Annotated in this window: 20 protein-coding genes and 1 tRNA gene; 3 read left to right on the top strand and 18 right to left on the bottom strand. The window is 44.7% G+C overall.

The annotated features are described in order from the left end of the window. Window positions 1–20 precede the first annotated feature (20 nt). The 7 genes from rlmB to FC51_RS06405 form a co-directional block, all read right to left on the bottom strand. Entirely contained in the window at window positions 21–818 is a 798-nt protein-coding gene (gene rlmB, locus FC51_RS06435) for a 23S rRNA (guanosine(2251)-2'-O)-methyltransferase RlmB (protein WP_081038406.1), read from the bottom strand. Next, window positions 808–1,218, bottom strand: a complete 411-nt coding sequence (locus FC51_RS06430) for a Mini-ribonuclease 3 (RefSeq protein ID WP_057910338.1) — start codon at window positions 1,216–1,218, stop codon at window positions 808–810. Before FC51_RS06430 ends, rlmB begins: the two co-directional genes overlap by 11 nt. 8 nt (window positions 1,219–1,226) lie before the next feature. Beyond that, a complete protein-coding gene (gene cysS / locus FC51_RS06425; protein ID WP_057910301.1) occupies window positions 1,227–2,633 on the bottom strand; it encodes a cysteine--tRNA ligase in 1,407 nt (468 codons plus the stop codon). 139 nt (window positions 2,634–2,772) lie between these two features. Continuing rightward, window positions 2,773–4,266: a glutamate--tRNA ligase gene (gene gltX, locus FC51_RS06420; protein ID WP_057910302.1), complete on the bottom strand. Its 1,494-nt coding sequence runs from the start codon at window positions 4,264–4,266 to the stop codon at window positions 2,773–2,775. 88 nt (window positions 4,267–4,354) lie between these two features. Next, window positions 4,355–5,527, bottom strand: coding sequence for a PIN/TRAM domain-containing protein (locus FC51_RS06415; protein ID WP_057910303.1), 1,173 nt, complete (start codon window positions 5,525–5,527; stop codon window positions 4,355–4,357). 29 nt (window positions 5,528–5,556) lie between these two features. Continuing rightward, window positions 5,557–6,930, bottom strand: a complete 1,374-nt coding sequence (gene radA, locus FC51_RS06410; protein ID WP_057910304.1) for a DNA repair protein RadA — start codon at window positions 6,928–6,930, stop codon at window positions 5,557–5,559. Between the two features lie 92 nt (window positions 6,931–7,022). Beyond that, complete coding sequence (locus tag FC51_RS06405; RefSeq protein WP_057910305.1) at window positions 7,023–7,562, bottom strand: dCTP deaminase/dUTPase family protein; 540 nt, start codon at window positions 7,560–7,562, stop codon at window positions 7,023–7,025. Between the two features lie 145 nt (window positions 7,563–7,707). Here FC51_RS06405 and rpiA point away from each other — a divergent pair, with 145 nt between their 5' ends. Together rpiA and FC51_RS06395 are read left to right on the top strand one after the other, a co-directional pair. Then, a complete protein-coding gene (gene rpiA, locus FC51_RS06400; protein WP_057910306.1) occupies window positions 7,708–8,391 on the top strand; it encodes a ribose-5-phosphate isomerase RpiA in 684 nt (227 codons plus the stop codon). Between the two features lie 231 nt (window positions 8,392–8,622). Beyond that, entirely contained in the window at window positions 8,623–9,957 is a 1,335-nt protein-coding gene (locus tag FC51_RS06395; protein ID WP_057910307.1) for a C1 family peptidase, read from the top strand. A gap of 86 nt (window positions 9,958–10,043) precedes the next feature. On the opposite strand, the gene FC51_RS06390 is transcribed toward FC51_RS06395, so the two are convergent. Next, entirely contained in the window at window positions 10,044–10,715 is a 672-nt protein-coding gene (locus FC51_RS06390) for a 2,3-bisphosphoglycerate-dependent phosphoglycerate mutase (protein ID WP_057910308.1), read from the bottom strand. Between the two features lie 131 nt (window positions 10,716–10,846). Next, window positions 10,847–11,791 carry an AEC family transporter gene (locus FC51_RS06385; RefSeq protein ID WP_057910309.1) on the bottom strand — a complete coding sequence of 315 codons (945 nt, stop codon included), beginning with the start codon at window positions 11,789–11,791 and terminating at the stop codon, window positions 10,847–10,849. A gap of 203 nt (window positions 11,792–11,994) precedes the next feature. On the opposite strand from FC51_RS06385, the gene FC51_RS06380 reads away from it, so the two are divergent. Beyond that, a complete protein-coding gene (locus FC51_RS06380) occupies window positions 11,995–13,092 on the top strand; it encodes an LCP family protein (protein ID WP_057910310.1) in 1,098 nt (365 codons plus the stop codon). 72 nt (window positions 13,093–13,164) lie between these two features. Here the strand turns inward: FC51_RS06380 and FC51_RS06375 are convergent, their stop codons facing one another. From FC51_RS06375 to FC51_RS06335, 9 genes are all read right to left on the bottom strand, one after another. Next, entirely contained in the window at window positions 13,165–14,007 is an 843-nt protein-coding gene (locus tag FC51_RS06375) for a PTS system mannose/fructose/sorbose family transporter subunit IID (protein WP_375710470.1), read from the bottom strand. Window positions 14,008–14,020: 13 nt separating this feature from the next. Beyond that, on the bottom strand, window positions 14,021–14,824 hold the full coding sequence (locus FC51_RS06370) for a PTS sugar transporter subunit IIC (RefSeq protein ID WP_057910311.1): 804 nt from the start codon (window positions 14,822–14,824) through the stop codon (window positions 14,021–14,023). A gap of 18 nt (window positions 14,825–14,842) precedes the next feature. Further along, a complete protein-coding gene (locus tag FC51_RS06365; protein WP_057910312.1) occupies window positions 14,843–15,346 on the bottom strand; it encodes a PTS sugar transporter subunit IIB in 504 nt (167 codons plus the stop codon). Next, complete coding sequence (locus FC51_RS06360) at window positions 15,343–15,777, bottom strand: PTS sugar transporter subunit IIA (RefSeq protein WP_225355048.1); 435 nt, start codon at window positions 15,775–15,777, stop codon at window positions 15,343–15,345. Before FC51_RS06360 ends, FC51_RS06365 begins: the two co-directional genes overlap by 4 nt. Before the next feature lie 72 nt (window positions 15,778–15,849). Continuing rightward, window positions 15,850–16,467 carry an HAD family hydrolase gene (locus tag FC51_RS06355; protein WP_057910313.1) on the bottom strand — a complete coding sequence of 206 codons (618 nt, stop codon included), beginning with the start codon at window positions 16,465–16,467 and terminating at the stop codon, window positions 15,850–15,852. Window positions 16,468–16,569: 102 nt separating this feature from the next. Beyond that, window positions 16,570–16,654 (bottom strand) — tRNA-Leu (locus FC51_RS06350). A gap of 57 nt (window positions 16,655–16,711) precedes the next feature. Continuing rightward, on the bottom strand, window positions 16,712–17,590 hold the full coding sequence (gene thrB, locus FC51_RS06345; RefSeq protein ID WP_057910314.1) for a homoserine kinase: 879 nt from the start codon (window positions 17,588–17,590) through the stop codon (window positions 16,712–16,714). A gap of 14 nt (window positions 17,591–17,604) precedes the next feature. Next, a complete protein-coding gene (locus FC51_RS06340; protein WP_057910315.1) occupies window positions 17,605–18,072 on the bottom strand; it encodes a SprT family protein in 468 nt (155 codons plus the stop codon). Between the two features lie 13 nt (window positions 18,073–18,085). Next, the gene (locus FC51_RS06335) at window positions 18,086–20,254 is read right to left on the bottom strand and encodes a Tex family protein (RefSeq protein ID WP_057910316.1); all 2,169 of its coding nucleotides are present in this window, start codon (window positions 20,252–20,254) and stop codon (window positions 18,086–18,088) included. Window positions 20,255–20,294: the final 40 nt, after the last annotated feature.

Below are 20,294 nucleotides of genomic sequence, written 5' to 3'. Positions count from 1 at the left end.
TCTCACCAACTTAACTTTTTTTATAGTGGATGGCGGGAGTTAAAGCCTTGATAAATCAGAATACTGGCAGCAACACTGGCATTTAAGCTTTGAATGTCGCCAATCATTGGAATCGTCAGCATTTCATCTACCTGCTTCTTGAGTAACGCAGAGATGCCCTTGCCTTCGTTTCCGATGATGACGGCCACCGATCCTTTAGCATCCCAACGCCGGTAATCAGTCCCTGAAACATCCGTTCCAAAGACCCACATTCCGCGTTCTTTTAATTCTTTAATTGCATTTGAAAGATTCGTGACCCGAGCAACCGGAACCCGCTCGATCGCCCCTGCCGACGTTTTTGAAACAGTTGCGGTCAAGCCGACTGCCCGGTGTTTTGGAATAATAATCCCCGAGACGCCGGCAGCATCGGCCGTTCTGATAATCGATCCCAAGTTATGCGGATCTTCGATATTGTCCAAAATGACAAAGAACGGTTCGGTACCCTGCTTCTTAGCATTGTCAAACAAGTCATCAATACTGGCATATTTAAAAGCCGCAATTGATAAAACGACCCCTTGGTGATTTTGATTGTCTGAGAGCTTATCCAACTTCTGCTTAGGGACTTTCGAAATCACCAAGCGCTTTTTATGCGCCAGCTTCATAATCTCTGAAATAATGTTGTCGTCGTCCTTGATTCCGGATTGAATAAATAATTTATTGACCGGATTTTCACTTTTTAATGCTGCAACAACCGGATGGCGGCCAATGACGAACTCTTCGATATGGTCATCTTGGCCGTCCTTATTTTGCTGCTCGTTATGTTGATGATTAGTTTTCATGTTTAAGGTTCCCACTTTCTACTTGTTCAATGCACCAGTCGGCAATGTGCTTCATTCGGTCTGTTTGATCGCTCAATGACAGGTAGCCGAAAACCGCTTCAAAGCCAGTTGAGATCCGGTAAGTGATCACATCGGTGTTTTTGGCGTGCGTGTGGCTGTTTGCATTCCGCCCGCGCTTAAAATAATCCCACTCGGTCTCGTTTAATAGGCCCTCTTGCTTCATCAAATCAATCAACGCTGCTTGAGCCTTGGCCGAAACGTAATTGGTAGCAACGTGCTGCAGCCGCTTGGGCTTGGTCAGTCCTTGAGCAATTAAATGTCGCCGAATAAAGACTTCGTAAGCGGCATCCCCCATATAAGCCAGTGCAATCCCATTCAGTTGGGAAAAATTATCAATCATTAAATCCATTATTCCTTTCTAAACCGGGTTCCTTGTGGCGTATCTTCCAGTACAATTCCCCGGGCTTTTAGCTCTTCTCTAATCTCATCGCTGCGGATAAAGTCTTTGTCACGACGGGCCTGTTCACGTTCATGAATCAGTGCCCAAATTTCATCGTCTTTCAGTTCGCTTTGTTCCAACTTAATCCCAAAGACGCCGGCTAATTCACGCAGCGTGTTGATGATAAACTGCAAGCTTAATTTAAAGACCGTCTGTCTCTCACTGTATGTGTTGGCAAATTTGGCAAGCTCATAGACTGCGGCAATCCCGTTTTGAACGTTAAAATCATCGTCCATAGCATCCGTGAAATCAGCGACAATCTGGCGAACTTCCTGATCCGTCTTTGGATCATCTCCCTCATCGGCATTGTGGAGCCGATAAGTGAGGTTATTGAAGGCCGTCTGAAGCTTTTTAAGGTTGCTGCTGGCCTCTTGCACACTGGCGTCACTGTATTGAATGGGTCGGCGATAATGCGTGGTTGACATTAACAAACGAATCACCTGACCATCCAGATGCTTAAGCAAATCATGAACGGTAATAAAGTTTCCAAGCGACTTGCTCATTTTTTCATTGTCGTCACCAATGGTCACGAAGCCGTTGTGCATCCAGTAGCGGACAAAGGTCTGTCCTGTATTGGCTTCACTTTGTGCCCGTTCGTTTTCGTGATGCGGAAAAATCAGGTCTTCTCCGCCACCATGAATATCAATTGTTTTGCCCAAATACTTCGTTGACATTACCGAGCACTCGATGTGCCAGCCGGGACGGCCCTTGCCCCATGGCGAATCCCACGAGATTTCATCACCCTTGGATTTTTTCCACAAAGCAAAATCGATTGGATCAGCTTTTTTGGCCATTTCTTCTGAACTGACGTGCTGGCTGGCACCGATTTCAAGCTGATCGACGTTGATGTGAGGCAGCGCACCGTACGTAGGAAACTTCCGCGCACGGAAATAAACGTCGCCGTCGACATCATAAGCGTAGCCGTTATCAACCAATTTTTTAACAAAGTCGATGATCTCGGGAATGTTCTCGGTTGCCCGTGGATGAACGACGTCACTGGAAATATTTAATGCAGCAGTATCCTGATTAAAGGCGTTGATGTACTTATCGGCGATCGCTTCAACGGTCGTATGATTTTCCCGGGCTGCGTTAATCATCTTGTCATCAACGTCGGTAAAATTCGAAACGTACTTTACCTTATACCCGCGATACTCCAAGTACCGACGGACCGTATCAAACGCAATCGCGCTTCTTGCGTTCCCAATGTGGATGTAATTGTACACGGTTGGGCCACAGACATACATTTTAACGACACCTGGGGTAATGGGTTCAAACTTCTCTTTTTTCCGCGTGAGGGTATTAAATATCTGCAACATTTCGAATTCCTCTCTTTACTTGATATAGTCAAATAATATCATAATTCATATTTTTTTGATTAGTTTAACTATAACCCATAATAAAAGGTCTCGCTGTAATTTCAACGAGACCAATCGAAACAATAATATTTTTTATCAATTAGGCTTTATCAATTTGAGCTAAAGTTTGTTTGATATGCTCAATCGCTTTTTGTTTACCAACCAACTCAACGGATTCCGGAAGTTCTGGCCCGTGCATCTCGTGGGTAACCGCAATTCGAATCGGCATCCAGAGCTGACGGCCCTTAATCTTGGTGTCTTTTTGAATTGCTTTGATGGTTTTAAGAATCTCAACCGAATCAAAAATTGTTAATTTTTGGATGCGATCAAGAAATTCATGGAGAACAACCGGCGCCGTGTCATTTGAAATCTCAGCCAATGCATCGCCATCGATTTCATCTGGTTCTTGGAAGAACACCGAGGCCATATCGTTAATTTGAGCCATGTAGCTCATTTCCCGTTTATAAAGCATGATTAACTGACGGGCCCACTCGATTGTCTTGTTGTCAGGATTTTCGGGAATGTTTCCCCCGGCAATCAACTGACGTAAAGCCAAGTCCATGATCGTGCTGTTATCCGCTTCTTTAACGTATTGATTATTAATCCACTCAAGCTTTTTGGAATCAAATTTAGCAGGTGACTTGCTCAAGCGAGTTTCATCGTACATCTTGATGAATTCCTTTTTGGTAAAGATTTCGTCTTCACCAACGGGTGACCAACCAAGCAATAAAATGAAGTTAAACATTGCATCAGGTAAGTAGCCCAACTTGCGGTATTGTTCAATAAACTGAAGGACGGACTCGTCTCGTTTACTCAATTTTTTGCCGGTATCAGCACTAATAATTAAGCTCATATGGCCAAATTTCGGCGCCTGCCAACCGAATGCTTCATAGATCATCAATTGTTTAGGCGTGTTGGCAACGTGATCATCCCCACGGAAAACGTGGCTGATCTTCATTTCATGATCGTCAACGACAACGGCGAAGTTATAAGTTGGCATGCCGTCGCGCTTACGGATAACAAAGTCACCACCAATTGTGTCGGAGTTAAACGAAACCTTCCCCTTAACAATATCATCCCACGCATAATCGTGGTTCTTCGGAACGCGGAAACGAATCACCGGCTTTAAACCTTTTGCTTTAGCGTCGGCAATTGCCTGTTGTTTTTCATCTTCTGTCATTCCAGCATATTCGTATTCATAATGAGGCATTTCACCGCGGGCTTTTTGGGCATCGCGATCAGCTGTCAATTGTTCCTCAGTCCGATATGACTCATACGCCTTTCCTTCATCAATCAATTGTTGAATTAAAGGTGTATAGATATCTTTTCGTTCTGATTGACGATAGGGACCGTAGTCGCCGCCAACATCAGGACCTTCATCCCAATCAAGGCCCAACCACTTCAGGTTATCAAGCTGACTTTTTTCACCATCGGAAACGTTTCGTTTCGTATCCGTATCTTCAATTCGGATAATAAACTTTCCCTTATTGTGCCGTGCAAATAAATAATTAAAAATGGCTGTACGTGCATTTCCGATATGCAAGTGGCCTGTTGGACTTGGAGCATAACGAACTCGAATTGCATTGTTTGCCAATGTATAACGCCTCTTTCTTAAAATGAATCAAAATTTTGTCAATATTTAGAGTTTACAATGAACTACCGGAAAAATAAAGGCAACCCGACTACTTCTTGTGATTTGTCCCATTTTTTCGATTGCCATTTGATTTTTCAGACTCTGACTTATCCGAAATATTTTTAGTTGAATGCTCCGGACGTGCAAAGACCATTTTACCTGCGTCCGTCTGAATCGCTGAAGTCACCACAACATCAATATGGTCGTTCAAGAAGTAACGCCCGTCTTCAACGACAACCATCGTGCCATCGTCCAGATAAGCAACCCCCTGCTGACGTTCGGTTCCGTTCTTAACCACCATCACGTTCAGGTTTTGACCCGGCAAAATCTTTTGTCTCAACGAGTTTGCCAACGCGTTAATATTAAACACTTTCACGTTTTGAAATTGAATCACCTTGTTCAAATTAAAGTCATTGGTAATAATCACGCCATCAACGTCTTTGGCCAACTGAATTAATTTCGTGTCGACTTCGTCAATGTCTCCGTAATCCTTCTCGTAAATTTCAATCGGAATCAGGTTTTCATTTTGTAACTTATTCAAAATATCCAAGCCACGTCGGCCGCGAACCCGTTTAACACTATCGCTGGAGTCGGCAATGTACTGCAGTTCGTACAAAACAAATTTGGGAACTAACAGTGTGCCTTCGATAAAACCTGTTTTGACAACATCGTAAATTCGACCATCAATCAAAATATTGGTATCCAAAATTTTGTAATGGTGATAATTCTTGTCAACCGGCTTGTCGATAATCTTTTCTTCAGCACCCCTTGCGGTATCCGACTTCCGCCGGGACTGAAACACGTGACGCCAACGATCACTTTGGGTATTTCCAATTCGGAATCCAAAGTAGCCTAAAACAAGCATTAAGATGGTTGGAATCATCGTATTCAAGAAGAACGTATGGGTTCTAAAGAAGACAATCGAAATCAGGATCGCAATGACCAGGCCAACAATCAGCCCCAGTGTCCCAAAAAACAACGATAATGGGCTCTGCTTGGTCAATCTGGCTTCCATTCGATCAATCATCTTCAAAATATAATTACCGCTCAACAACGAAATAATATAAAAAATAATTGCACCCACAACTGCATTTGTAGCAGTGTTGTTGAACAGCGTGCCATACCTTACCTGAAGCAGTAGCCACAGCATTGGAAAATAGCTGGCACCAATTGCGGCACCACCTAACGTAAAAACAATCTGAACAATTCTCTTTCGTTTCAAAAATATCGCCTTCTTTCAAAAATCAATCATTAACCCAGTGCAAGCTTCAAGGCTTGGGACAACGTTGAAACACCAACCACGTCGATGCCCTTGGGCGGGTTCCATCCCTGAAGATTATTTGCGGGAACCAACACACGTCTAAACCCAAGCTTCTGGGCTTCGGCAACCCGCTGCTCAATTCGTGTTACTCGCCGAATTTCGCCAGTTAGCCCCAGTTCGCCAACATAACACTCAGTCGGGCTGGTCCCCCGGTTCTTGTATGATGACGCAATGCTGACGGCAACTGCCAAATCAATTGCCGGCTCATCAAGTTTGACACCACCTGCTGCCTTCAAATAGGCGTCCTGGTTTTGCAGCATTAAGCCGGCCCGTTTTTCAAGAACCGCCATAATTAAGGAAACACGGTTGCGGTCGAGGCCGGTTGCCGTTCGTTGGGCATTTCCAAATACAGATGCCGTGACCAGGGCTTGAATTTCAACGAGGATTGGCCGGGTTCCCTCCATGGAAACCACGATTGCTGATCCGGTTGCATCCTTCAGCCGTTCTTCCAGAAAAATCTCCGAAGGATTCTTGACTTCCCGCAAACCGTCAGTCCGCATTTCAAAAACCCCAAGTTCGTTCGTTGAGCCAAACCGGTTTTTTACCGTTCGCAAAATCCGGTACGAGTGGTGAAGGTCGCCCTCAAAGTAAAGGACCGTATCAACCATATGTTCCAAAATTTTGGGACCGGCAATTGCACCGCCCTTGGTTACATGGCCAACAACGAATACCGTAATCCCCTGTCCCTTGGCAATATTCATCAAGTCGGCGGTCACTTCCCGAATCTGGGCAACCGAGCCTGTGGCCGATTGTAATTCTGGAATCTGCATGGTTTGAACCGAATCGATGATCACCGCATCAGGCTTCATATCGTTGATTGTGTCTTTGATGACGTCCATATCGGTTTCAGGATAAACAAACAAATTGTCACCGTTAACCCCGAGACGGTCAGCCCGCATCTTAATTTGGCTGGCGCTCTCTTCTCCTGATACATAAAGAATTGTGCCGGATTTGCTGAGCTGACCGGATACTTGAAGCATCAAAGTCGATTTACCAATTCCGGGATCTCCGCCGATTAAAATCAGCGAGCCGGGAACCACACCGCCGCCGAGCACGCGGTTGAGTTCTTCCATTTCCGTCTTAAAACGGACATCTTGGTGAAATTCAACTTTGTTAATCGCCTCGGGCTTGTTGTCATGGATTCCGTTTCGTCTAAGACTCTGAGTTGCCATGGTACTGTTCTTCGGTGCAATTGTCTCTTCGACTAACGTATTCCACTGGTTGCAATTCGGGCAGCGGCCCAAATACCTTGGGGAAATGTAGCCGCAGTTTTGACATACAAATTGTGTTTTAACTTTTGCCAACTAAATTCTCCTCTTACTTACACTATCAACATTTTAGCACTTTATTACTAAACTTCGACCGAATAACCGTGGACTTTAAGGCATCTTATAAATTATTGACCAGATGAACCAAAACCACCGTTTCGGGTTTGCTTTTTTTGATCATCATCTTGATCACTTATCAAAAATGGCATAAAGATCCCCTGGCCAATTCGTTCACCCTTTTTGATGTGAATATCCGAAATTCCAAAGTTTAAAATCTGAACGAAGATCTCGCCTTCATTAGCAGAATTATTATAGTAATCCGAATCAATCACGCCGATCCCGTTTGGAATCACCAGCCCACGTTTGAGCGGGTTGCTGGAGCGATTAGCGATAATCAAGACCTCATCGGGCTGCATGTAGGCCTTGATGCCAGTTGGAATTAAAAACGGCTTGAGGACTTTTTTGGCCCCTTCAAGGGCGGTCGAGTCGACCGCTTTTTCGTGCTTAATTGACCAAAGGACTTTCAAAAAGTTGCTTTTCCAAATCGAGGGAATCACCATATCAACTGCACTTTCAAAGTCATAGCCGGCAGCATGATTAGTTGTTCGGTAAGGGACGTTCAAATCCTGATCGTTATATTTTGAAACAATTTCAAATCCACGTTTCATAAGTCTGGCTCCTTTTTCTCATTTATTCTATCATTGTAGTATAAACTATGTCGCACCGTTTGGATAGATTGACAAGCGCGGTAATTTATCGCAGTATTAGAGTATAGTAAAACCTTTAAACAACTTTGAAATGAGGGGACAAAATATGACACATCAAGACGAGCTCAAACAATTGGTCGGCCAAGAAGCTGTCAAATTCATCGAAAACAACACGATTGTGGGTCTCGGAACCGGATCAACCGTTAAATTCATGGTGGATGCACTGGGACAACGGGTAAAAGACGAGCACCTTTCAATTGTCGGCGTACCAACCTCTGAGCGAACTCGCAAGCAGGCCAACAGTTTGGGTATTCCAACTAAGGGCATCGATGAAGTTGACTATATTGATTTGACAATCGACGGCGCGGACGAAGTCGATCAAAACTTTCAAGGCATTAAGGGTGGCGGCGGTGCGCATTTGTGGGAAAAAATTGTTGCCATCAATTCACACAAAAATATGTGGATCGTCGACGAGAGCAAAATGGTTGATCAATTAGGTGCCTTTCCGCTCCCGCTGGAAGTTATCCCCTATGGCAGCCAACAATTATTTAAACGTTTGGAAAACCGCGGATACAAACCCGAATTTCGAATGAAGGATGGCAAATACGTCACAACGGATTCGAATAATCATATTATTGACCTTCATTTAGGTCGAATTGAGCACCCAAATGAGTTGGCACTTGAACTGGATCAACTGACCGGCGTCGTCGAACACGGACTTTTCTTGAACCTGGTGAACACCGTCATCGTTGGCCGAGAAGACGGACCAGAAGTCCTTCACGCCAGATAAGTTAAAAATCTAAATCATCAACAGTGGACGGAATAAAACGAAACGTTTGGTTCCGTCTTTTTTGCGCAATGCTGATTAAGTTGAATCGTTTGCGGAATAGCAGTGGCCAGCGTACCAGGAAATCATTGCGTCGTGATCCTCACTTTTTCTGTGACGCCAGAATCCCCGTATGACTAGCTCTTTACTAAAAATGAGCGTAAAATAAAAGGTTATTAAGGAGAGTGATCATTTTTGACAGCAGAAATTAATTTAGATCAAATCAACAAGTACCAAAAGAATCTTGATAATCGAAAAGATTCCAAAGTGATTGAACGTGCCGTTACCCATCAAGGCATTCTTGAAACCAGTGAAGACTTCACTGCTGAAAGCAAGATGGCACCGGTCTTTTCAATTGACCTGACGACGGGAAAAGTTGCTGATCAAAAGCAAAGTGGCCGTTGCTGGATGTTTGCCGCATTAAACACCATGCGGATTCACCTGATGAACACTTACAAGGTCGCCGACGACTTTGAACTGTCCCAAAACTACACGAACTTCTGGGATAAATTCGAAAAATCCAATTACTTTTTGGAAAACGTCCTCAAGACTGCCGATAAACCCTTGAGTTCACGGAAAGTCGCCTGGTTGATGGCAACCCCTCAACAAGACGGTGGCCAATGGGACATGCTTTGCGCATTAATTGAAAAATACGGCATCGTTCCAAAGTCCGCAATGCCGGAAACATTTAACAGCAATCGGTCCGCTCAGTTAAACAAATATTTGAACCTTAAACTCAGACACGACGCGACAGTCCTAAGAGAGCTGGTCGCAGACAACGCCTCCGAGGCAAAAATTGCTGAAACAAAGGACACCATGCTCAACGAAGTTTATCGAATGCTGACATACGCCCTTGGCGAACCAGCAACCAAATTTGACTTCGAGTACCGCGATAAAGACCACAATTATCACATTGATGCCGGCATCACCCCACAGGAATTTTTCAAGAAGTACGTTAACCTCAACCTTGAAGATTACGTGTCACTGATTAATTCACCCACGGACGATAAGCCATTTAACAAGACTTACACCATCGAAATGCTCGGAAACGTCGTTAACGGCCGTCCGGTTAAGCATTTAAACTTGGAAATGAGCGACCTTAAGAAGTTGGCCATTAAGCAATTACAAAATGGCGAATCCGTTTGGTTCGGAAGTGATGTTGGTCAAAGTTCCAACACCAAAAAAGGCATCATGGATACCAATTTATATGCGCCAGATGAATTATTTGATTCTGACCTTTCAATGTCTAAAGCAGAACGCTTGGACTACGGTGAAAGCTTGATGACCCACGCCATGGTCATCACCGGTGTTGATCTGGTCAATGGTCAACCTACCAAGTGGAAAGTTGAAAACAGCTGGGGCGAAAAAGTTGGCACCAAGGGTTACTTTGTCATGAGTGACGACTGGATGAATGAATTTGTTTATCAATTCGTGATTAACAAAAAGTACCTGACGGATGCGCAACTCGATGCTCAAAAGCAGGAACCAACCGTGTTGAAGCCTTGGGATCCGATGGGTGCCCTTGCTTAACTTCACGTTTAATCGCTTATAAATAATAAATACGACAAATCAGGATTTCTGATTTGTCGTATTTTTTCTACTCATCACCATCATCGTTACTGCATGAATTGTTTATTGATAATGTTTAGCTGATCGTCAAAATCGTAACGGATTGGTTTTCCGTTTGGGACTTCAACATTTGGAATGTCTTCGTCTGAAATGTTCTCCAAAAATTTAATTAGTGCCCGCAGCGTGCTGCCGTGAGCGACAATCAGTTGGTTTTGACCATCCAGTAAACGTGGCGCAATCTGATCAATCCAATAGGGAATCAAACGTTGCTGGGCCATTTCAAGGCTTTCTCCCAGCGGAATTTGGACGCCATAACGGTCGTAACGCGGATCCTCATCACGTTTGGTCAATAGTGGTGGCACCACGGTAAACGACCGCCGCCAAATTTTGAGCTGCTTGGCCCCAACCTGTTCTTTGACTTTCAGTTTGTTTTTACCGCGAAGCCCACCGTAATGCCGTTCATTAAGCCGCCACGACTTATGTTCGGGGATAAAGTTTTGCCCAATCTCATCCAACACAATGTTGGTGGTCATAATGGCGCGTTTTAAAAAAGACGTGTGAACATCGTTAAAGGCCAGCTTGGACTTTGCAATCACCTTCCCTGCGGAATGGGCTTGAGAAATTCCCTTATCAGTGAGTGATACATCACTCCAGCCTGTAAAAATATTATCGCGGTTCGCTTGGCTTTCGCCATGACGCATAATAACTAACGTAGGCACAGTTACATCCTCTTTACTCAAATTAATTTGTTCACAAATATTGATGATAAAAAAGATGACCGTAGTCACCTTTTAATCGATTCTCAATACACTCCGTTGATTCAATCAACGCATTCAGTTTATCATTTCTCTTAGAGCTTCTCAACCAATACCATCAAGACCGGAATCACAATTAAACTCAGCAGCGTCGTTTCGGCAACCATGATTGACGCATACTCGGAATCCGCGTGATAAAGCCTGGAAACAACCGGCGCATTGGTCATAATCGGCATTGCTGACTGCATGATGAACACCTGCTTCATCAAAGTCGGCAGTGGCGTTGGAATAACCAAAAGCGACATGACGAGCGGTGCCAGCAAAAAGCGACCAAACAAAATCAAAAAGTTGCTGCGATCAAAATGAAGGTTGGACAAATCAACGCTGTTAATCGAAATCCCAATAAAAATCATGGATAATGGAATCGTTAAATTCCCTATGTAATTAAAATCTTCCATCAAGAAGTCTGGTAAGGTTACGTGCATCAACACAAGAACAACGCCGACCATAAAGCCCAGCAGCGGTGGCGAGAAAACCTTCTTGAGGGTCTGCTTCCAACTAAAATGCCCCTCACCCTTACCATCTTTTTGAATCAGGTAAACACCGAGTGTCCAAAAGAATGTGGTGTTGGCCATGTAGTAAACTAAAACAAATGGCAAACTCGATTTCCCAAATAAAGCCATGTTGACCGGCAACCCGACAAACACCGTGTTGGAGTTGGAGAACATCGACATGAACAAGCCGGCATGCATTTTGGGAATCTTGGTAAACTTGACGACGAGAATTGAAACCAAATAAAGCAAAAGCATCGAAACAATTGGAAAAAACAGGTCCGGAAGCGTGGTCAGCAGCTTTTGGGCGGTGAATTTTTCCATAATGGTGGAAATCATGTAGGCCGGCAGTGCAACTTGAGTGACCAGCCGGGCAATCATGCTGGTCATCTTGCTATCAAACCAGTCATTTCTCGCCAATATAAAGCCCAGGGCAATCATGATCAGAATGATTAAAACCCCGGAAACTGCGTTGTAAAATACACCCATATTCATTCCTCAATTCTAAAAAAACAATAACAATGAAACATTATAGCACAATTAAAATCCACAGTTTGTTATAATTAAAGAAGTTTTTGTACGCACGACACTTACAATTGTTAAATAATGTTTAAATAACCTGAAATTTACGCAATCCAATACTAAACTGCAATATACTTTTGTAAGAATTTTTTTGTAAATGAGGAGTCAATATGCCATCAGATAAAGATAATAATAATGATTTTGAACCAGTCTATTCAAGACGGTCGGATAAAAAGCCCCACTATAAGAAAAAGAATCATCGAAGACGCCGGATTATTGGCTGGAGTATTTTCTTTGTACTACTCCTCGCGCTAGGCGGCGGATTGGTCTGGGGTTACAGTGCTTATAAAAGTGCCAAGTCAACCTTTACGAAGACATATGATTCTACAAATGTCCAAAAGGCTAGAAATGTTTCTTCAGTCATTCAGCAAGGTAAACCATTATCAATCCTGTTGTTAGGAACTGATACCGGTGCCTTAGGCCGACACGATACCGGTCGAACGGACACGATGATCGTTGCTTCCGTCAACCCGAAGAAAAAGACCATTCATTTGACCAGTATTGCCCGGGACACTAAGGTTGTCGTCCCAGGTGATACCCAGCCATATGAAAAAATCAACGCTGCTTATACAATTGGTGGTGCTGGGACAGCTGTTAAAACTGTTCAGAATCTATTGGATGTTCCGATTGATTTCTATGCGATCATTAACATGGGCGGCTTAGAAAAGATGGTCAATGCCGTTGGTGGCGTTGACGTAACCCCGCCACTGACATTTAAGTATGGTGCAGCAAACGTCGTCAAGGGTAAGAAGATTCATTTAAACGGTCGTGCGGCACTGGATTACTCCAGAATGCGTGATGACGATCCCCGTGGTGATTACGGACGTCAAGCTCGTCAACGCCAAATCATCAAGAAGTTGGTCATGAAGGGGCTTAACATTACTTCCCTTCCCCGTTACAAGTCGATTTTGTCATCGTTATCCGGAAATATGAAAACCGATATGACATTTGATGATATGATTGCCATTCGCGCCAAGTACGGTGATGCAACCCACCACATTAAGTCACAAACACTCCAAGGAGAAAACGCCATGATCGATGGCCTCTCCTATCAGGTGGTTCCACAAACTGAACTATTGCGGGTCTCTAATGATATTCGCGCATCACTTGGTTTGAGTAAATCTTCAAAATTACAATCGACACAAACGGCAACTGATGATGGCCAAGGCGCTGATCAATCGTCGACTTCCAGTTACACCGGCTATTAATTAACAAATTAAAAAACGAGAGTGAGACATGAGCAAATGCTCGTGTTTCACTCTCGTTTTATGTATCCTGTTTTAAACTAAAACGCCAACCATATAACCCAGGATTCCCAATAAAAACAACCCTAAAATAATCCAAATGGGCGAAACTTGTTTTCGAATCAACCAAATGCAAGCAAACGTCAGTCCAATTGGGGCCAGCACGTCGACCGTTGAATTCAACACTTGAACCAGCGTATGGTTTGAAATAAACGTCGAAACCGACGCAAAATCAACTTTAACCCAACGGGCAACGATTGCGCCCATCATGAACGTCCCAAAAATGGAAGTCGCATTACCCGCATTTTTGATAATACCGGTATTAAAAACATTAATAATATCGGCACCCCGACGGTAGCCGGCCATCTGCGTCAAATAACGAAAAGCCAACCTTAAAATGTTCCAAGCAAAGAAGAACAGAATTGGCCCCCAAATGCCAAATCCAGTCAAAACCAAACTAGCCGCAAATGCGGATAAAACCGGCCGAACTGTTCCCAGCCAGACAGGATCGCCAAAGCCACCCATCGGCCCCATCATAGCCGTTTTAACCGAATTGATGCTTTCATCGCTAACCGGCAGGCCATTGGCTTTTTGTTCTTCCATGGAAAGGACGACACCGGTAATCAGCGACTGCATAATTGGCGCCGTGTTGAAGAATTGCAGGTGCCGTTTCATCGCCTGCTTGCGGTCATTTAAATCCGGATAGAGGCGATTGATAGCGGGGGCCATAATATAGGCAAATCCAACGTTTTGCATCCGTTCAAAGTTCCAAGACCCCTGCTCAAAGCTGGACCGCCAAAAGATGCGAAGAAAGTCGCTTGATCGCAGCCGAATTGGACCGCCGTTGTTTGAGTCACTATGAGTCATCGTTTTGATCAACGCTTCTTCCCCCTTACAAGTCATCCAGTTCCTTATCAAAATCGTCCAAATCATCGCCACTTCCACCGTCATCCGCGGACGAGCCGTGGCGTTTGTTCATCACCCAAACGTAACTGATGGCAACGATCAGCCCAGCTGCTGCCAAAATAAAAATGCTAATATGGGTGAATATCGCTATCAAAAATCCCAGGAAAAACCACAGCCATAACGATCGGCTCACCATCATGTTGATCAGGTTGGCAAACCCGACGGCGGCAATCATCCCGACTGAAACCGCAATCCCATTGGTCACTGCATTGGGGATGTCATCGATCACCATTTTGATCGCCGGTGGTGAAATCAGCATCACCAAAATAGTCGGAATCAACACCCGAAGGCCTTGAACGCCCATACTCAATAAGTGTACCCGAGTGAGGCGGGCCAGATCACCGGTCGCAGCTGCCTGATCTGCCTGGTGGGTAATTTTAACAATCGTCTTTCGAATAAAGACATTCAGTAATTGACCAACTACCGCCAGCGGAATTGTCAGCGCGATCCCGTGCTTAATACTAAGCGCCACCGGTCCACAGACCAACAGCGCCGAAACAACGGCAGGCAGTCCGATATCCGGCGCCACTGCGGCCCCAACATTAATCCAGCCAATGGTAATCATTTGTAAAGTCGCGCCAAAAATGATGCCGGCGGTTAAATTTCCACACGCGGCACCAATGAGTGTACAAGCAACTATTGGCTGAAAAATCTGCCATTCGTCCAAAATACCGTCTACGCCGACGACGAATGCAATCAGCATCACTAAAATTGACGATCCAAAGCTCATTAATTTATCCTCTACAAATTAAAAACCTTTTTTGTCCAGTAACGTTAACAGATTCTCTTTTTTCTCGGCAGGAATCTTTTGGGCATAGACATCCAACTTAAAATCACCCGCCAACGTCCGAATCTGTTTGGCAATTTCTGGGTTCATTGAAATTGCGTCAGTCAACATGGTCATGCCATCCGTATAGGCAATGCTGCCAATATTAACGCCAATCTTGGAAAAATCAACGCCACCCTCTGCCAGCTTCAACATATCTTCAACGGTTTCGGTCAGCAGCAAGGTATTAAATGAGTCAAAGCGGGAATCAAAGTAGGCCCGAATCATTTTGTTAATTGTCACGACGTTGGCTTTCACACCAGGGGGTGCAACCTGCGTAATTAGTGTTTTACGCAACGGGTCCTTTGCGACCGAGTCGGAAACTACCATAATCCGGTTGGGTTTGACGTGTCGCGTCCAAAAAGTTGCCACTTGACCATGCAGCAGTCGGCTGTCCACTCTGGCGAGTCGAATATCCATTGTCATAGCAAATCATCTCCCAAATCATCATCTTGTGTCGGCATTGTAAACTGGCGAATTGAATCGGTTGAAATTTCGGTTATCTTATTCACCAATTCAGTCAGTGTTGAATTTCTCGCCATATAGGCTTCCAAAAGAATGGGTAAATTAACCCCGGCAATTAAGGCGGTATGAGTCGGATCTTTTCCGACAATTTGTGCTGCCGCGTTAAACGGCGACCCACCCCACAGATCTGCGAAAATTAACGTCGGTTGATCAGCCGGCAGCTTGGCCATCGCAGCGTCAACCTTTGCGGACAACGAGTCAACACCATCATTGGCCGCCAACGTGACGGTTTGAACCTGCTCTTGTTTTCCGGCAATCATTTCTGCCGTGTGAATCAAACTGTTGGCCAGATCACCATGACTGACTACAAGAATTGAAATCAAATTGTTCACCTATTTTCTGTCTCTATCGACGAAACTTGTTTACACCAAATATATCACAAAAACATGATCATTGACCGTTAACTACACAATTGATAACAGTTCGTTTGGCGTCTTCAGATCATAGTCGCTGGTTTGGAAGTCAGCTGTTTTCTTCGTTCGCCATCCCGCCAAAGCAAAGCCGACGTTAGCTGCGTGAGCCGCCTTTAAATCATACACCGTATCCCCAACATAAATGGTTGAAGCCGGATCGGCAGCCAATTTTTCGATCCCCTTTAAAATCATGTCAGGAGCGGGCTTACCATGCTTGATTTCATTTGAGAATACAAATTTGTCAAAATACTGATCCAAGCCAAACCGGGTAACATCTCGTTCAAATTCATCCTTTTGCTTGGAAGTTGCGATCGCCATCTTGACATCCGACCGGTCGTGAAGGGTCTTCAAAACAGGTTCGATTCCGTCATAAACGGTTGTGTATTGGGTATAGTCTTTGATTTTAGCAAACCATTGCTTTTGGATCGCTTCCGGATCGCTGACTCCCAGAATTTTGACAGCATCAAGTGACGTAATCCCAAATACTTTGACCACGTCGGCATACGAAAAATCATAGCCATTTTCATTGAGCGTTTTTTGTAACGGCAGCATGTACATTTTCTCAGTATCAATCAATGTTCCATCTACATCAAAAATCAAGTAATTCATTCCGACACCCCAACTATATTATTATTTGAAAAATAGATCACATACAACACAATAAAAAAGTCCGAATCACTATTTAGATGATAGTGATTCGAACTTTAACCATGCGGCCAAGAAGATTCGAACTTCCACCGGGATAATCCCGACAAGATCCTTAATCTTGCGCGTCTGCCAATTCCGCCATGGCCGCATCAACAATTAAAAATTATAGCAGAAATTTTCTCAATTGACAAACCCTTTTTTAAAATTATTCGCCGCGGACGGTTGCACCTTCCGTATCGATCCGCAAAAGCCTGAGACTACCATTTAAATTTTGTTGTTCCAATTCAATTCGAAGTTGTGTTAACGACGCTTGATCGCCTAAGGTCGCCACCGTTGGCCCAGCACCACTTAAATACGTGCCGTAAATTCCTAGTTTGTGGGCGGTTTTTCGAATCGTATCGATTTCAGGGACCAAGTCCTTGCGATAAGGCTCATGAAGCTGATCCGCTTCAATTAAGGAGACTGCCTGGTCCCATTTTCCTTGAGCCGCAAGCGCAATAAAGACGTTTTCCCGACTACTTTGCTGAACCGCCTGATCATAATCAAGCTGTTTGGGCAGTTTTTGGCGACTCTTTTCCTCGCTGACACCATCTGGTCGAATGTACATCAGAGCCGAAATATCGGGGATCGGAATCGATGTGGCGATCGTTTGGTCACCATCATAGCTCGAAACGACCAAGCTCCCCAGTAAAGCTGCGGCAACATTTTCCGGATGACCTTCAAATTTCGCACCCAAATTAATCTGGTCTTCAATCGAGAGCCCCAAATCGCCTAATTTGTTCGCAATTTTGATACCGGCAACCACTGCCGTCGTACTTGAGCCTAAGCCGTGGGCGATAGGAACGTCCGAAATAACCGTGAGCTGGTGGGGATGAATCTCCGCGTTCACTTTGAGAATTGCTTGCACAATCAGGTTATTTTCATCGGTTGGAATGTCTTTTCCAAGTGCGTGGTTGACTTTCCACTCGTCGGTTTTTTCTTCCACAATCACTGTGTAATATAGCTGCAGCGCCAATCCAACCGAATCAATCCCCGATCCCAGATTTGCTGAAGTCGCTGGAACTCTGATAATAAGTTTTGCCATGCCAAATCTCCTTTCTATGCGCCTTGTTGTTTGATCTCGTTAACCAGCTGCAATTTGCCATGGCAACGGCCACAAACGTACTTGACGGTGTTAATCCTTCTTCTTCTATGATACTCCATCCCGCAGGACACACATCGATAAAAATATTTGATTTGCGACGTGCGACCGTTAATTCGTGGCGCGTACCGGGAGCCGCCAACCGCTTTTAACAGCTGTTTAAACTGTTTGGTGTTGTGGCCGGCGCTATATCCCGCCAAATGGAGATGATAATGACACAATTCATGCTTGATGATGCCGATCAATACCTCGTGGGTGGTACCATCGTCCATTTTGGGATTGATATCAATGTTGTGATCGCTTAAATGATATCTGCCGCCGGTTGTTTTCAACCGACGATTAAAGTATGCCCGGTGGACGAACGGTTTAGCAAAATATTTGATTGAAATCGTTTCGACTAACGTTTGTAATTCTTGATCATTCATTGAAAATTTTCACCTAACCTTCAGGATCGACCATTGTCAACTGGATCCGATGTCGATCAAGATCAACCGATTCAATCCAAACCGTCACAATATCACCGACTGAAGCCACTTTACTGGGATCTTTGACGAAATGATCGCTTAACTTGGAAATATGGACCAGGCCATCTTGTTTGACGCCAATGTCGACAAAGACACCGAAATCCACAACATTCCGAACGGTCCCCTGAAGCTTCATCCCCGGCTTCAAATCTTCCATCGTCAACACGTCTTTTCGCAAGAGTGGTGCCGGCATTTCATCCCGTAAATCCCGACCAGGTGTTTCAACGCCCTTAATAATGTCTTTAAGGGTTTCTTCACCGACACCGATCGCCTGGGCTTCCTCAGTTAAATGAACGTTACTCAAAGCAGCTGAGACGGTCGCATCACCTAATTGATCAATGGCCAAGCCATGTTGTTTCATCAATTTTTTCGCGGCGGCGTAACTCTCCGGATGGATATCGGTATTGTCCAAGGGATTGGAACCGCCGATAATCCGTAAGAAACCAACCGATTGTTCAAATGCCTTTGGGCCAAGCCGGGGAACCTTCTTGAGTTGTGAACGATTCTCAAACTGCCCAGTTTCATTTCGATACGAAACGATATTTTGAGCCGTCGTTTTGGTTAACCCGGAAATATGAACGAGCAGCTCCGGACTGGCCGTATTTAAATTAACACCGACCCGGTTAACTGCTGTTTCAACGACTTGATCCAATTGTTCCCCCAACTGCTTTTGGGGAACATCGTGTTGGTATTGACCGACACCGATTGATTGTGGATCAATTTTAACCAGTTCAGCCAGTGGATCCTGCAGTCGACGGGCAATGCTGACAGCTGACCTTTGTTCAACACTAAAGTCGGGAAATTCGTCTCTGGCAACTTGGCTGGCTGAATAAACTGACGCGCCAGCCTCGTTGACGATCACGTAATACACCGGCGACTTAATGTCTTTAATGGCATCCGCGACGAACTGCTCGGATTCCCGGCTGGCAGTCCCATTTCCGATCGCAATCATTTCAACGTGATTTTTATTGATAAAATCAATGAACAGTCCCTTGGCCGCTTTGCGTTTCGCTTCGCTTGCCGGCTTATGGGGATAGATAACGGTTTTGTCCAAATACTTACCATTTGGATCGACGACGGCTAATTTACAGCCGGTTCGATAAGCCGGGTCAAAGCCCATCACGACTTTTCCCTTCATTGGCGCCTGCATCAATAGATTGTAGAGGTTCTTGCCAAAAATATCGATCGCGTGATCGGCCGCAATATCCGTTAATTGTTTGCGAATTTCCCGTTCGATCGCCGGTCCGATAAATCGATGATAAGCATCTTCGATGGCGGCTGCGACGATATCTGCGGCATAGCCCTGCCGGTTTCCCACCGTGTTGGCTTTTAAGTGCCACAGGATCGGCGTTTCGTTGACATCGACTTTAACGTTTAAAATCTTTTCTTTTTCGCCACGGTTGATTGCAAGTGTCCTAAATGATGGAATCGATTTGATCGGCTGGCTGAAATCGTAGTATTGCTGATAAATCCCTTCTTCATCAAGGGTTTTGCCATCTCGTTTCACTTTGGCGACCAGTTGGCCGTACGCTTGGGTATTCCCACGAACCCAGTTACGAAAATCAGCGCGGTCACCGGCTTCTTCAGCAATAATTTCATGAACACCAGCCAAAACGGCCGCCTCGTCAGGGAGTTCCTTGTCGGGATCAACGGCTTGTTTCACTTGCGCGGATAAATCCGAAGCAAATCGCACGGCCGCTTTTGCTAAAGGTTCCAAACCACGTTCTTTGGCAATCGTTGCCTTGGTCCGCCGCTTTTGTTTGTACGGCAAATAAAGATCTTCAACTTGTTGAAGGACTGGGGCCTGTTCAATTTGCTTTTTTAATTCGGGGGTCAGCGCCTGCTGTTCATCAATAATCTTGATAACTTCTTCTTTACGTTTATCAAGGGTTTGAATCCGGTGAGCGGCGTCTTGAATATCTCGGATTTCAACTTCATCCAGATTTTCCGTCCGCTCTTTTCGATACCGGGCGATGAAAGGAACCGTGTCGCCTTCATCGAGCATCTTCAAAGTTTCGGCAATCTGTTTTTCCCGGATTTTCGGTAAATCGTGATGAATCTTGTGTATCAATGCTTCGTTCATTTATTCCACCTCGTCAATAATGTCACGTTTAATTATAGCA

It is taken from the genome of Lentilactobacillus parabuchneri DSM 5707 = NBRC 107865 (assembly GCF_001435315.1).
Taxonomy (GTDB): Bacteria; Bacillota; Bacilli; order Lactobacillales; family Lactobacillaceae; genus Lentilactobacillus; species Lentilactobacillus parabuchneri.
This window is presented reverse-complemented; position numbering and strand designations above follow the sequence as displayed.